This window comes from Rhizobium sp. BK008 (assembly GCF_014197345.1).
GTDB lineage: Bacteria > Pseudomonadota > Alphaproteobacteria > Rhizobiales > Rhizobiaceae > Rhizobium > Rhizobium anhuiense.
The window spans coordinates 198,221-210,571 of the sequence record NZ_JACIFK010000007.1 but is presented as its reverse complement, the minus strand read 5'-3'; the positions used below and the strand labels follow the sequence as shown (position 1 = coordinate 210,571).

The window sequence follows — 12,351 nt, the reverse complement described above, 5'->3', positions numbered from 1 at the left end:
ATTTGCCTGGCCTTTTTTGTTTTCGCTCGCGCGTCGAGCCCTCCAATATCGGAGCCAACATGACTGAGACATACAGCAAATCTCGCCAGCGGGCGGAGATTGCCTTCGGCAACGTCCAGACCCAATTCTTCGCGAAGAACCAGGCGGCCGAAGAGCTTGAATCCGACGCCCAATCGCAACAGGCGAAGACGTTGCGGCTTCGGGAAGCCCGGCTTGCTAGGGAACAGAGTGACCGGGTATCGGCAACCTCGGCCCTCATTGCCAAACGCGCCAGGGCCCGCTGAGATCACAACCCGATCGACAAGGCTCGGGATTTAAACCGCATCTGAAATGACGGGCTTGCAGATCGCGCGCTGCAGCATGCCGAAGGCGTGCTCGCATTCACTCGCACCAAGGAAGCGTCAATGGCAGAGACTGCGAACGAACTTCAATCGATCAATACGGCCTGGCAGATCGCCATTCAGGAGATCCTGCGCATGGTGATCAGAGACATGTATCACGGCGGCGGCGAAGCGTCGTTCAGGACCCATATCAAGCGTATCGAAGAAGCGGCCGTCGACAGCATCTACACGGATTTGCGGCTGCGCGGGACAGATGAATGGACGGAAGTGCTGGTCAAGGAAAGGGCGAGCAATTTCGTCACGACCCTGCTGACGTCATTTACCTATGACCGGGCCTAAATCATCCTGTGGCCGGCAATCGGCGGACGTGCCGCCGATCAACGCTTGCGTCCCCGCAGGTTTTAAAGCAACCCTAGTTCTCCTGCTGTGCGGGAGCAGCCGCGTCCAAGAGTAAGATTTGATGACCGATAGCAAAGACCAGCCGATTTCGCCGGAAGGCGTCGGCAACTTGCCCCATCTTGCCGAAGCCCTTGATGACGACCGGTTTCGACACTTTCTCGATCATGTGCCATTCGCAGTGGCTGTCTCCCAACTCAGTGGCGACGAGCTGCTGATTTACGTCAACCTCGAATTCGAACGGCTGACGGCGCTTGAGGCAATCGAGGTCCAGGGAAAACCTTGGCCGGAAATTAAACTGAACTCCACCGCTGTCTCCGGAGAGGCGTCGCTCACGGCCGCTGTGACAACTGCGGAGGATTATATTGGCGCCTTCTCGCTGGTGGCCGAACCCGACAGCACCGTCATTGTCGATGTCTGGTCGAATACGATCGTCGACGATGACGACACGCCACTCTTCCGATTGGTGGCCTTTGCTGCCCGCAATGAGGCGACGGCCGCTGAGAGCTTCAGCGAACTGCTGACGGAGAAAGATGTCCTTCTGCGGGAACTTCAGCATCGCGTGAAGAACAATCTTCAGATGATCACGGCGCTCATCCGAATGGAGGCGCGCAACGCTCAACAGAATGAGGAAAGCGAGAGGTTTGCACGGCTTGCCGGGCGGATTGAAGCCTTGGCCCTGCTCTATCGCTCGCTGTCAGACGAAGAGAAAGGCGCCACTGTCGATCTTGGCACCTATGTCAGCCAGATTGCCGCCTCGGTGATGGCGGCCCACGCGGTGGAAGGGATCCGGCTGGACATGAAGGTCGATACCTGGCCGGTTTCGGTCGATGTCGCCATGCCGGCCGGCCTCGTCATCAACGAACTCCTCACCAATACGCTGAAGCATGCCTTCGTGGGGCGTGATGGCGGCGAAATCACGCTCCGCTGTGTCGTCAGCGATACCGGGTGCAGGATCACCGTTGCTGATAACGGGGTCGGCCTTCCCCAAGATGTGACCTGGCCGCAGCCGGGAAAACTGAGCGCGATGATCGTACAGTCGCTGAAACAGAATGCCCGCGCCGAGGTTGAAGTAAGCTCGTCCCCTGGCACCGGCATGAGTGTCTCCCTCGTCTTCCCGAGAGCGGAAGCGGCCCAATAGCCACCTCGTCAATTTGCGTTAGGGGCGCCTCAACAGCGCCCCATGCCTTCGTCGATACGAGACTTACATCTTCGGCAGCAGCACCTTGTCGACGACGTGGATGACGCCGTTCGACTGTTTGACGTCGGCGATGGTCACATGGGAAACGCCGCCGTTTTCATCGGTCAGCGTGATCTTGCCCTTGCTTTCGCGGGCTTTCAGCACGCAGCCGCCGACGGTCTTGATGTCGTGCTCGCCGCCGTCATCCTTGATCATCTTGGCAACGGTCTTGGCCATCGCATCGGCGGCAACGACGTGGCAGGTCAGAACCTTGGTGAGCGTCGCCTTGTTTTCCGGCTTCAGCAGCGTTTCGACGGTACCCTTCGGCAGGGCGGCGAAAGCTTCGTTGGTCGGCGCGAAGACGGTGAAGGGACCCTTGCCCTCGAGCGTGCCGACGAGGCCGGCGGCCTTGACGGCTGCGACCAGCGTCGTGTGATCCTTGGAATTCACGGCGTTCTCGATGATGTTCTTGCTGTCGAACATTGCAGCACCGCCGACCATCGGGTTCTTGGCGGCAGCAAAGGCGACAGCCGACATGGCGGTGGCGAGCGCGAAGCCGCGCAATACGGACTTGATCATGATTTTCTCCTCACCGGACCCCATCCGCCGGCTTTATGCCTGAGCGTCGTCCGGACATTTCGAACTACGACGGTCCGCGCCGAAGAGTTTCAGACAGGAGAAAATGATTTTTACGGCCGGCGTGATTTTACGGCCGGTGCAGGGGGCCGCTTGCGATCACCGGGCCGGTCGCCTGGCCGGTCGGCGAGCCGCCGAAGGGCTCGAGGCTGACGGCGAGCGTTGCACCATCGGCGATATGGCTGCGCAGATCGGCGGGAATGACCAGTTCGCCGCTTTCGCCCGGCTGGAAGACGCCGAGCGATTTCGGCAGGCCGCTGCCGGGCACCAGCCAGAGTTCCAGCGACTTCTCTTCCGGCTTGCCGGCCGCGACCGGCACGATCTTCAGCCGGCCGCTCTGCAGCTCATAGGAGGCAAGAAGATTAATGGTGCTGTTCTGGCCCGAAAGCGACGCCACCAAAGGCGCCGGCCCCTGCGGCTGCGGCACCACGCCGGAGGCGAAGATGACGGCACTGACGGCGACGATGACGCAAGCAAAGCTCAGCGAGCGCCAGAAAACGGCGGAATTCCAGAGCCCATGCGAAAAGGATGCGGCCTTTTGGCTATCGCCGAAAAGCCGCGCCTCGATCTGCTTGAAGGTTTCCCGGTTCGGAGCAACACCTTCATACTCGTCATTGAAGGCGGAAAGATTGGTTTCCCAGCGGCTGACGATCGCCGCGAAAGGCCGATCGTGGCGCATGCGCTCTTCCACCACCCGGCGGTCCTGCAGCGACAGGACGCCAAGCACATATTCGCCGGCGAGAACCTCGTCGCGGGAGCGGTCTCCCTTGCTTTTGTCGGGCGATGTCATCGTTCCATGCACTCTCTCAGTTTCAAGAGGCTGCGCCTGAGCCAGGTCCGCATCGTGTTCAGCGGGACACCAAACTGATCGGCCAGTTCCTGATAGCTCAGCCCTTCGACATAAGCCCGTTTCACCGCGACCGCACGATCAGCTTCCAACTCTTCCATGCAGGTGTCAATCCGCCTTCCTTCATCCTTCGTCACCGTCTGCATTTCCGGGTCGGGTCCGGCATCGGCAAGATCGTAGGCACTGTCGAGTTCGTCGGCGACAGGCTTGCGCGCCCGCATCGCATCGATCGACCGGTTGCGGGCGATTGCGGCCAGCCACGCCGACGACGAACCCGTGGCTGGCTGGAAGCTCCGAGCGCGTTGCCAGATGCTGATATAAACTTCCTGCAGGGCTTCTTCGGCTTCCGTGCGATCCTTCAAGATACGCAGGCAGACCGCAAAAAGTTTCGGTCCGGTCTGGTTGTAGAGGGCCACGAAAGCCCTGCGGTCGCCGAGTGCGACGCGGCCGATCAGGTCTGCGATCTCATCGCCTTGCATGGCGTTCCTCATCTCAAGCTTGCGTGCGCCGGGCGGCGAAGTGCTCCGGCTCCGCGCCAGATACGAAAAACTATTACCCTCTGGATTATTCCCTCTGTCAGAAACTTGCGATAAAAGGCCGCGATCAATTCTGCGGGGTTCCCATGAACGAAACCGAAAGCGAACTGCAGGCACGGCTTCTGGCCAAGGCGCTGCCCTTCATGCAGCGTTACGAGAACAAGACGATTGTCGTGAAATATGGCGGCCACGCCATGGGCAATCCCGAGCTCGGCAAGGCCTTTGCCAGCGACATCGCGCTCTTGAAGCAATCGGGCGTCAACCCGATCGTCGTTCACGGCGGCGGCCCGCAGATCGGCGCCATGCTGAACAAGATGGGCATCGAATCGAAATTCGAAGGCGGGCTTCGCGTCACCGACCAGAAGACGGTCGAGATCGTCGAGATGGTGCTCGCCGGCTCGATCAACAAGGAAATCGTCGCGCTGATCAACCAGACTGGCGAATGGGCGATCGGCCTTTGCGGCAAGGACGGCAACATGGTCTTCGCCGAAAAGGCACGCAAGACCGTGAAGGATCCGGATTCGAACATCGAGCGCGTGCTCGATCTCGGCTTCGTCGGCGAAGTGGTCGAGGTCGACCGCACGCTGCTCGATCTGCTCGCCCGCTCCGAGATGATCCCGGTCATCGCGCCGGTGGCGCCTGGCCGCGACGGCGCGACCTACAATATCAATGCCGATACCTTCGCCGGCGCCATCGCCGGCGCGCTGAACGCCACCCGGCTGCTCTTCCTGACCGATGTGCCCGGCGTGCTCGACAAGAACGGCCAGCTCATCAAGGAGCTTTCCGTCGCCGAGGCGCATGCGCTGATCGCCGACGGCACGATTTCAGGCGGCATGATCCCGAAGGTCGAGACCTGCATCGATGCGATCAAGGCCGGCGTCCAGGGTGTCGTCATCCTGAACGGCAAGACCGCGCATTCCGTGCTGCTCGAGATCTTCACCGAGCACGGCATCGGAACGCTGATCGTTCCCTGATCGAGGCTTGCGCCCTTCGCTGCGAAGGGCGCATCGTCCTGATCTCGCGACTATCGCCAGGGATATCGGCGTCAAAGCTGGCTATAGATCGCCGCCGCTTCCTGCTTCAGCTTGTCCATCATCGACCGGTAAGGTCCCGGACCATAGCTGATGCGGCCGACGCCGAGCCCAGCCAACGTTTTCACGTCAGGGGCGCCCGTCCTCATCATGACGTTGACCGGCAGCGGCGATGCCGCACAGATTTTCTCGATCAAGTCGGGATCGATCAGACCCGGCACGAAGAAGCCGCTGCCGCCGGCCGCCGCATAGGCCCTGCCGCGCTCGATCGCCTCATCCACCAGACCGGCATGTTTGGCAAGATCGCTCTCGGCAAGGAAGAGGTCGGTGCGGGCGTTGATGAAGAAAGCTATGCCTTTGGCTTCGGCCATGGCGCGAATGGCGCGGATGCGGGCCGCCTGTCTGTCGATGGGATAGAGCCCGCTGCCGGTGACCACCTGATCCTCGAAATTGATGCCGACCGCACCGACCTCCACCAGTTTTGCCACATTGGCCGCAGCCCCCTCAGGCTCGGCCGAATAGGCGCCCTCGAAATCGACCGAAAGCGGCAGGTCGATGACCGAGGTGATGGATTTCGCGGTCTCGACCAGCACCGACATCGGCAACTTCTCGCCATCGGCATAGCCATGGGCAGCAGCGACCGACCAGCTTCCCGTCGCCAGCGCCTTGGCGCCGGCATCAGCAACCGCCTTGGCCGTCCCGGCATCCCAGATATTGTAGAGAACGACCGGGTCGCCCTTCCGATGCAATGCGCCGAATGCCTTGGCCTTTTCGTTCTGGTTCATGCTGTCTCCTCCATATCAGGTACTTGATCAGGTGCCTGGTCAGCTGCTTGCGCGCTGATTTTCTGTTCATGCCGCAGCAGCCATTGCTTGCGCCATAGTCCGCCGCCATATCCCGTCAGCGATCCGTCCGCGCCGAGGATGCGATGGCATGGCACGATGATGGCGAGCTGGTTGGCGCCATTGGCACGGCCGACGGCGCGCACCACTTCCGGCCGTTCCATCTCTCTTGCGAGATCGCCATAGGCGCGCGTCTGGCCGGCAGGGATATCAATGAGCTTTGCCCAGACATGTTTTTCGAAGGCCGTGCCGCCAAGCGCCAACGGCGTCTTGAAGACCGTCAGCCGCCCCTCGAAATAGTCCCTGATCTCAGCCTCGATCTGGTCGATCGCCGGCGTGCGGCCGATTGCGACCGAGGAGCGGACGCGCTTTTGCAACGCCTCGAGCTCGGTCGGCAGCGCCTTACGGTCATGAAATTCGAGGAGATGCAGGTGCGTCTTGTCGGCAACCGCGATCATCGGGCCGAGCGGCGTGTCGAACCAGTCGGCAAAAAGCAGTTCGCGGTTCTGCGACAGCGCCGGCGCCTTGCCGATGAGCCGCTGAAAAGCCGCTCGAAAACCACTTGGGGATTGATATCCCGCATCGAGCTGCGCATCGATGACACGCGCGCCGTCGGCCAGTTGCCGCGCCGCCTCGCCGAGCCTGATATAGCGGACGATATCGTGGAAGGTCATGCCGAGCGCCCGTTTGAAGGCGCGGCGCACGGTCGAGGGATCGTGACCCCGGCGCACGAGTTCATCCTCGCTCCAGCGCAGTTGCGGCGCGCGATCGAGCTCTGCCAGCAGTGCGTCGACGATCGGCTCCCTGCCCGGTTGCTCCAGCGGCCTGCAACGACGGCAGGGGCGGAAGCCGGAATGCATGCAGGCGGCGATCGTGTCGAAAAAGATGGTATTTTCCCGCTTCGGCTTGCGTGCCGGGCAGGTCAGCCGGCAGAAGATGCCCGTCGTCTTCACGCAGACATAGGCCTGGCCCTCATAATCGGCGCTGCGCGCGATCAGGGCGTCATAAAGCGTATCGTCATCGGGGCGTTCGAAAAGCATGCCGGCTTTCTAGCATCCTCGGCCGCGGCCGTCCGCCGAAAATCGGGCGTCTATTTCTTCTTGTCGATTTCCTTGGGCGAACAGCCGTGCCATAAGACCGCCATGACAAAGATCGACCGCAAACCTGATAAAGCCGATTTCGCGCACGTCACAGATTGGGTCTTCGACCTCGACAACACGCTCTATCCGCATCATGTCAATCTGTTCGCGCAGATCGACAAGAACATGACGGCCTATGTCGCGGCGCTCCTGCAGATGGAGCGGGAAGAGGCGCGCAAGCTGCAGAAGCAATATTATCTCGACCACGGCACGACGCTGCAGGGCCTGATGATCCATCACGGCATCGACCCGAACGACTTCCTCGAAAAGGCGCATGCGATCGACTATTCGGCGCTGACGCCGCAGCCGGAACTCGGCGAGGCGATCAAGGCGCTGCCGGGGCGCAAGTTCATCTTCACCAATGGCAGCGTCAGGCATGCCGAAATGACGGCGGAGGCGCTCGGCATTCTCGAGCATTTCGACGATATCTTCGACATCGTCGCCGCCGACTACGTGCCGAAGCCGGCGCAGGCGACCTACGACAAGTTCACGGCGTTGAAGCGCGTCGAAACCGGCAAGGCGGCCATGTTCGAGGATCTGCCGCGCAACCTGACGGTGCCCAAAGCGCTCGGCATGCAGACCGTGCTGCTGGTGCCGCGCAATCTCGAAGAGACGGTCGTCGAATGGTGGGAAAAGACCAGCGGCGAAGAGGATCATATCGATTTCGTCACCGACGACCTCGCCGCCTTCCTCAGCAAGATTACCGGCTGACAGCCAGTCTTTATTTGATGCATGTCGTTGTCCCAAAACCGCTGCACAGTTTTGGGCGACATGCATTGATTACGAAGTTTTCACTTAGCTTACCGATGTTTAACTGGGTCTTTCGGGGCTGCTGCCGTAGCTTCTTTCGTGAGGGGACACCTTACGAAAGGCAAACACGATGTACCGCAACAAGCTGATACTGGCAGCGCTTTCCTCCACCCTCATCTTCGGCGCAGCCGCCGGAGCAGGCTATGCCGCACCCGGTGACGGGCCGCGTCAGCATCCCGGCAGGCACGGTCCCATGCACGGTGGGGGACCTGCCGCCTTCCGCGAAATCACCTATGTCCGCATGCTCAAGCAGTTCGACACCAACAAGGACGGACAGATCTCCAAGGACGAGGCGACCGCCGGCATCGACAAGGTCTTCGCTGCGATCGACACCAATAATGACGGCTCGCTGACCCCGGGCGAAATCCAAGCGTACCAGAAAGCGCAGATGCAGGCGATGAGAGATCAGCGCAAGCAGGAGGCTGGGGAAAACAAGGATGCGAACGCCGCAGCCGAGACGGCGGACAATGACGACCAGGGACGGCCGCCTCGCGAAGGCCACGAGGGTCGCGACGGACATCGCTGGATGCGCCATGGCGGCAACATCATGCGTGCCTCGATCATGATGCACCGGGTCGACACCGATCAGAACGGCCAGATCTCCAAACAGGAAGCCGAAGCCGCCATCGACAAGCTGTTCACCCGGATGGACCGCAACAAGGACGGCGTCATCTCGATCGACGACATGCCGGACCGGCCGCTTCTGTAAGGCCGGACAAACCGATATCTTTCCCCGCTCCGGCGGGGAAAGAGTGGGAGGTTCGGCGAAACGCCGCGTTTCTTGTCCTTATTCGCGGTGTTCGTAGAAATCCTGGATGATCTTCCATGCGGCTTCGGCCGTATCGACGAAGCTGATCAGCTTGACGTCGTCGGGCGCGATCGTGCCGAATTCGGCCAAAGCATCGAAATTGATGATGCTTCGCCAGAAGGTCTCGCCGAAGAGGATCAGCGGCAGGCGCTCCATGCGGCCGGTCTGGATCAGTGTCAGGCATTCGAAGAATTCGTCGAGCGTGCCGAAGCCGCCGGGAAAGACCGCGATCGCCTTGGCGCGCACCATGAAATGCATCTTGCGGATGGCGAAATAGTGGAAGTTGAAGCTGAGCTCCGGCGTCACATAGACGTTCGGCGCCTGCTCGTGCGGCAGCACGATGTTGAGGCCGATCGACGGGGCGCCTTCGTCGGCGGCGCCGCGATTGCCGGCCTCCATCACGCCGGGGCCGCCGCCGGTGACGATGACATATTCGTGGAAATTCAAGGTGGCAGAATATTTCGAGCAGAGCCGGGCGAATTTGCGCGCCTCGTCATAATAGACGGAGGCCGCCTCCAGGTTGACGCGCTGGATATCGTTGCGGGCTGCCCAGGCGCTCTGGCCGGGGGCGGGAATGCGGGCGCCGCCGAACATAACGACGGTCGACTTGATGCCGCGTTCGGTCAGCATCATCTCCGTCTTCAGCAGCTCCAGCTGCAGGCGGATCGGCCGCAATTCCTCGCGGCAAAGGAAATCCTCGTCGACATAGGCAAGGCGGTAGGCCGGCGACATCGTCTGCGGCGTCTTCGGCACGGCTTCGGCACGCTGCCTGTCGGTCGAGCTGCTCTTCAGCGGGTCCCATACGCCATCCTTGCGCCGCGAACCGCCGTTTCGTCCCTTCGCCATATCGTAATGCCTTTCAGTATTGCCGGCCAAGAAGCCGGATATGTCGCTATAACGCCTTGAATCCAGATATGATCTTGTCGGAAAAATCATTCCGTTCTACGGGTTCATGCTGTAGAGCAGGATTGACCCCCGCCAACCGCAATTCCGGAGACTTCGCCGTCTCCACGATAAAGATCGAAGTTTAAGGAATTCTCATGAGCGCCACCGACCTCGCATCCCTCGAAAAGACCATCGAAGCCGCCTTCGACAATCGCGACAATGTGAACATGTCGACGAAGGGCGAGGTTCGCGATGCGGTCGAGACAGCACTCAATCTGCTCGATGCCGGCACGGTCCGTGTCGCGACGCGCGGTGCCGACGGCGCCTGGACGGTCAATCAGTGGCTGAAGAAGGCCGTGCTCTTGTCCTTCCGCCTCAACGACATGGAAGTGGTCAAGGGCGGCTCGGGCAATTCCACCTGGTGGGACAAGGTTCCTTCGAAATTCGAAGGCTGGGGCGAGAATCATTTCCGCGCCGCCGGCTTCCGCGCCGTGCCGAACTGCGTCGTGCGCCGCTCGGCCTATATCGCCCCGAATGCGATCCTGATGCCCTCCTTCGTCAATCTCGGCGCCTATGTCGGCGAAGGCACGATGGTCGACACCTGGGCGACGGTCGGTTCCTGCGCGCAGATCGGCAAGCATGTGCATCTCTCCGGCGGCGTCGGCATCGGCGGCGTCCTGGAACCGATGCAGGCCGGCCCGACGATCATCGAGGACAATTGCTTCATCGGCGCCCGTTCGGAAGTGGTCGAAGGCTGCATCATCCGCGAAGGCTCGGTGCTCGGCATGGGTGTCTATATCGGCAAGTCGACCAAGATCGTCGATCGCGCCACCGGCGAGGTGACCTACGGCGAAGTGCCGCCCTATTCCGTCGTCGTCGCCGGCTCGATGCCGTCAGGCAATGCGACGATGGGCAACGGCAAGCCGGCGCCGCATCTCTACTGCGCCGTCATCGTCAAGCGCGTCGATGAACAGACCCGCTCGAAGACCGGCATCAACGAGCTGCTCAGAGATTGATGACACCGGGACATTGATCCGGTAAACAGACGGCGTCTTTTTACGCGAGGCAGCCCTGCCTTGCCATGTCTTTGCCATTCCCGCCGGATAGTTCGACCGCCATGACCGCTACCGATCCCGTCGCCAATCTCCAGACGCTGATTCGCTGCCCTTCCGTGACGCCCGCCGAAGGCGGCGCGCTCACGGCGCTGGAGGCTATGCTTGCGCCGCTCGGCTTTGCCGTCGACAAGGTGAAGGCGAGCGAAGAGGGAACAGCCGATATCGAAAACCTCTATGCCCGCCTCGGCAAGGACGGCCCGCATCTGATGTTTGCCGGCCATACCGATGTCGTGCCGGTCGGCGACGAAGCCGCCTGGACGCATCCGCCCTTTGCCGCCGAGATTTCGAAAGGCGAGCTTTTCGGCCGCGGCGCCGTCGACATGAAGGGCGGCATCGCCTGTTTCGTCGCCGCCGTCGCCCGTCATATCGAGAAAAACGGGCCGCCGGCCGGCTCGATCTCCTTCCTGATCACCGGCGACGAAGAAGGGCCGGCGATCAACGGCACGGTCAAGCTGCTGCAATGGGCCGCCGAACGCGGCGAGCGCTGGGATGCCTGCCTGGTCGGCGAGCCGACCAATCCGGACAGGCTCGGCGACATGATCAAGATCGGCCGGCGCGGCTCGCTGTCGGGCAAGATCACCGTGCATGGCGTCCAGGGCCATGCCGCCTATCCGCATCTTGCCGACAATCCGGTGCGCGGCATGCTGCAGCTGACGCAGGCACTGATGGATCCGGCCTTCGATGGCGGCACCGACGACTTCCAGCCGTCGAACCTCGAGGTGACCACGGTCGATGTCGGCAATCCGGCGACCAACGTCATTCCCGCCAAGGCGTCGGCGAGCTTCAATATCCGCTTCAACGACAGCTGGACGGTCGAGACGCTGCGGGCCGAAATCCTGCGCCGGCTGGAAGCCGCCGCCGGGGACGGGGCGCTGCGACCGGGCCGCCAACCGGTGAAATACGACATCGTCTGGGCCGACCGGCCGAGCCATGTCTTCCTGACGCGCAACAATGCGCTGATCGCCTCGCTGTCCTCGGCCGTCGAAAGCGTTGCCTGCCAGTCGCCGAAGCTTTCGACCACCGGCGGCACATCGGATGCGCGCTTCATCAAGGATTATTGCCCGGTCGTCGAATTCGGCCTCGTCGGCCAGACGATGCACATGGTCGACGAGCGCGTCGCGGTCGCCGATCTGGAGATGCTGACGGCGATCTACGAGACCTTCATCGCCCGCTGGTTCGCCAATGCCGGGCTTTAGAGAAGTTCAATATTATCTGGCCGGCCTCTGGTTGCTGATCCGGCTGGATCCGCGCGGCTTCCGCTACCTCGACATGTCCGAGCGCGGCGTCAACCGCTCGTTCTGGGCAATAGCCTGGTGCCTGCCGCCGATGGGGATTTCCTGGCTCTGGTGGCGGCAGGCCTTCCTGCGGTCGATGCCGCCGGAAACCGATGTCGATGTTGCCTTCTATCTCAGGCTCGGCCTCGTCGAGATCGCCAACTGGTTCGTGCCATTGGTCTTTGCCGGGCTGCTCTTGCTTGCTTTCCGCATGGGCGAGCGTTTTGCCCCCGTCGTCGTCAGCGTCAACTGGCTCGGCGTGCCGCTCTCCTACATCAACGGGCTGCTGCTGGCGATGGTGGTCTTCCTGCCCGGCTCCGTCGGCCTCGTCTCGCTGCTGCTGCTGGCCTTCATGCTGGCGCAGGTCTTCGCACTGGCGCGCATTCTGCGGATGATCTGCCACGGTCACGCGCTGATGGTCGGGGCGATGACGCTGGTGCTGCTGGTGCCATCGATGATCCTTTCGGAATATCTTCAGCACTTCCTCGGCATCTATCCCGCCTGATCAGGC

At 61.7% G+C, this 12,351-nt stretch carries 15 protein-coding genes; 9 read left to right on the top strand and 6 right to left on the bottom strand.

Annotated features, from left to right (window positions below; genetic code table 11):
• Positions 1-59: 59 nt before the first annotated feature.
• From FHT69_RS25155 to FHT69_RS25145, 3 genes are all read left to right on the top strand, one after another.
• Positions 60-284, top strand: coding sequence for a hypothetical protein (locus tag FHT69_RS25155; protein ID WP_003556111.1), 225 nt, complete (start codon positions 60-62; stop codon positions 282-284).
• A gap of 120 nt (positions 285-404) precedes the next feature.
• Positions 405-680, top strand: coding sequence for a hypothetical protein (locus tag FHT69_RS25150; RefSeq protein ID WP_024323874.1), 276 nt, complete (start codon positions 405-407; stop codon positions 678-680).
• Between the two features lie 121 nt (positions 681-801).
• Positions 802-1,878 carry a sensor histidine kinase gene (locus FHT69_RS25145; RefSeq protein ID WP_047617141.1) on the top strand — a complete coding sequence of 359 codons (1,077 nt, stop codon included), beginning with the start codon at positions 802-804 and terminating at the stop codon, positions 1,876-1,878.
• 63 nt (positions 1,879-1,941) lie between these two features.
• Here FHT69_RS25145 and FHT69_RS25140 read toward each other — a convergent pair whose 3' ends face one another.
• The 3 genes from FHT69_RS25140 to FHT69_RS25130 form a co-directional block, all read right to left on the bottom strand.
• The gene (locus tag FHT69_RS25140) at positions 1,942-2,496 is read right to left on the bottom strand and encodes a fasciclin domain-containing protein (protein ID WP_028755461.1); all 555 of its coding nucleotides are present in this window, start codon (positions 2,494-2,496) and stop codon (positions 1,942-1,944) included.
• 127 nt (positions 2,497-2,623) lie between these two features.
• The gene (locus FHT69_RS25135; protein ID WP_028755462.1) at positions 2,624-3,343 is read right to left on the bottom strand and encodes an anti-sigma factor domain-containing protein; all 720 of its coding nucleotides are present in this window, start codon (positions 3,341-3,343) and stop codon (positions 2,624-2,626) included.
• The gene (locus FHT69_RS25130; RefSeq protein ID WP_183906162.1) at positions 3,340-3,879 is read right to left on the bottom strand and encodes a sigma-70 family RNA polymerase sigma factor; all 540 of its coding nucleotides are present in this window, start codon (positions 3,877-3,879) and stop codon (positions 3,340-3,342) included. The genes FHT69_RS25135 and FHT69_RS25130 overlap by 4 nt, the downstream gene beginning before the upstream one ends.
• 143 nt (positions 3,880-4,022) lie before the next feature.
• Here FHT69_RS25130 and argB point away from each other — a divergent pair, with 143 nt between their 5' ends.
• A complete protein-coding gene (gene argB / locus FHT69_RS25125; protein ID WP_025554810.1) occupies positions 4,023-4,910 on the top strand; it encodes an acetylglutamate kinase in 888 nt (295 codons plus the stop codon).
• A 71-nt stretch (positions 4,911-4,981) separates the two neighbouring features.
• On the opposite strand, the gene FHT69_RS25120 is transcribed toward argB, so the two are convergent.
• Together FHT69_RS25120 and FHT69_RS25115 are read right to left on the bottom strand one after the other, a co-directional pair.
• On the bottom strand, positions 4,982-5,752 hold the full coding sequence (locus FHT69_RS25120; protein WP_183906113.1) for an isocitrate lyase/phosphoenolpyruvate mutase family protein: 771 nt from the start codon (positions 5,750-5,752) through the stop codon (positions 4,982-4,984).
• The gene (locus FHT69_RS25115; RefSeq protein WP_183906112.1) at positions 5,749-6,849 is read right to left on the bottom strand and encodes a bifunctional transcriptional activator/DNA repair enzyme AdaA; all 1,101 of its coding nucleotides are present in this window, start codon (positions 6,847-6,849) and stop codon (positions 5,749-5,751) included. Before FHT69_RS25115 ends, FHT69_RS25120 begins: the two co-directional genes overlap by 4 nt.
• Positions 6,850-6,951: 102 nt before the next feature.
• Between FHT69_RS25115 and FHT69_RS25110 the strand changes: the two genes are divergently transcribed.
• Together FHT69_RS25110 and FHT69_RS25105 are read left to right on the top strand one after the other, a co-directional pair.
• Positions 6,952-7,659: a pyrimidine 5'-nucleotidase gene (locus tag FHT69_RS25110; protein WP_028755463.1), complete on the top strand. Its 708-nt coding sequence runs from the start codon at positions 6,952-6,954 to the stop codon at positions 7,657-7,659.
• 169 nt (positions 7,660-7,828) lie between these two features.
• Entirely contained in the window at positions 7,829-8,467 is a 639-nt protein-coding gene (locus tag FHT69_RS25105; protein WP_025554967.1) for an EF-hand domain-containing protein, read from the top strand.
• A 78-nt stretch (positions 8,468-8,545) separates the two neighbouring features.
• On the opposite strand, the gene FHT69_RS25100 is transcribed toward FHT69_RS25105, so the two are convergent.
• The gene (locus tag FHT69_RS25100; protein WP_025603433.1) at positions 8,546-9,412 is read right to left on the bottom strand and encodes an LOG family protein; all 867 of its coding nucleotides are present in this window, start codon (positions 9,410-9,412) and stop codon (positions 8,546-8,548) included.
• A gap of 194 nt (positions 9,413-9,606) precedes the next feature.
• Here FHT69_RS25100 and dapD point away from each other — a divergent pair, with 194 nt between their 5' ends.
• The 3 genes from dapD to FHT69_RS25085 all read left to right on the top strand — a co-directional run bounded on the left by dapD (position 9,607) and on the right by FHT69_RS25085 (position 12,345).
• A complete protein-coding gene (gene dapD, locus FHT69_RS25095) occupies positions 9,607-10,467 on the top strand; it encodes a 2,3,4,5-tetrahydropyridine-2,6-dicarboxylate N-succinyltransferase (RefSeq protein ID WP_048338222.1) in 861 nt (286 codons plus the stop codon).
• Between the two features lie 101 nt (positions 10,468-10,568).
• Positions 10,569-11,762 carry a succinyl-diaminopimelate desuccinylase gene (gene dapE / locus FHT69_RS25090; RefSeq protein WP_183903709.1) on the top strand — a complete coding sequence of 398 codons (1,194 nt, stop codon included), beginning with the start codon at positions 10,569-10,571 and terminating at the stop codon, positions 11,760-11,762.
• Positions 11,749-12,345, top strand: a complete 597-nt coding sequence (locus FHT69_RS25085) for a hypothetical protein (protein WP_047617155.1) — start codon at positions 11,749-11,751, stop codon at positions 12,343-12,345. Before dapE ends, FHT69_RS25085 begins: the two co-directional genes overlap by 14 nt.
• Positions 12,346-12,351 lie beyond the last annotated feature (6 nt).

Excerpts from the sequence above, each read along its gene's own strand:
- FHT69_RS25155 (WP_003556111.1), top strand. The coding sequence starts at position 60 with ATGACTGAGACATACAGCAAATCTCGCCAGCGGGCGGAGATTGCCTTC.
- FHT69_RS25150 (WP_024323874.1), top strand. The coding sequence starts at position 405 with ATGGCAGAGACTGCGAACGAACTTCAATCGATCAATACGGCCTGGCAG.
- FHT69_RS25145 (WP_047617141.1), top strand. The coding sequence starts at position 802 with ATGACCGATAGCAAAGACCAGCCGATTTCGCCGGAAGGCGTCGGCAAC.
- FHT69_RS25140 (WP_028755461.1), bottom strand. The coding sequence starts at position 2,496 with ATGATCAAGTCCGTATTGCGCGGCTTCGCGCTCGCCACCGCCATGTCG.
- FHT69_RS25135 (WP_028755462.1), bottom strand. The coding sequence starts at position 3,343 with ATGACATCGCCCGACAAAAGCAAGGGAGACCGCTCCCGCGACGAGGTT.
- FHT69_RS25130 (WP_183906162.1), bottom strand. The coding sequence starts at position 3,879 with ATGCAAGGCGATGAGATCGCAGACCTGATCGGCCGCGTCGCACTCGGC.
- argB (WP_025554810.1), top strand. The coding sequence starts at position 4,023 with ATGAACGAAACCGAAAGCGAACTGCAGGCACGGCTTCTGGCCAAGGCG.
- FHT69_RS25120 (WP_183906113.1), bottom strand. The coding sequence starts at position 5,752 with ATGAACCAGAACGAAAAGGCCAAGGCATTCGGCGCATTGCATCGGAAG.
- FHT69_RS25115 (WP_183906112.1), bottom strand. The coding sequence starts at position 6,849 with ATGCTTTTCGAACGCCCCGATGACGATACGCTTTATGACGCCCTGATC.
- FHT69_RS25110 (WP_028755463.1), top strand. The coding sequence starts at position 6,952 with ATGACAAAGATCGACCGCAAACCTGATAAAGCCGATTTCGCGCACGTC.
- FHT69_RS25105 (WP_025554967.1), top strand. The coding sequence starts at position 7,829 with ATGTACCGCAACAAGCTGATACTGGCAGCGCTTTCCTCCACCCTCATC.
- FHT69_RS25100 (WP_025603433.1), bottom strand. The coding sequence starts at position 9,412 with ATGGCGAAGGGACGAAACGGCGGTTCGCGGCGCAAGGATGGCGTATGG.
- dapD (WP_048338222.1), top strand. The coding sequence starts at position 9,607 with ATGAGCGCCACCGACCTCGCATCCCTCGAAAAGACCATCGAAGCCGCC.
- dapE (WP_183903709.1), top strand. The coding sequence starts at position 10,569 with ATGACCGCTACCGATCCCGTCGCCAATCTCCAGACGCTGATTCGCTGC.
- FHT69_RS25085 (WP_047617155.1), top strand. The coding sequence starts at position 11,749 with ATGCCGGGCTTTAGAGAAGTTCAATATTATCTGGCCGGCCTCTGGTTG.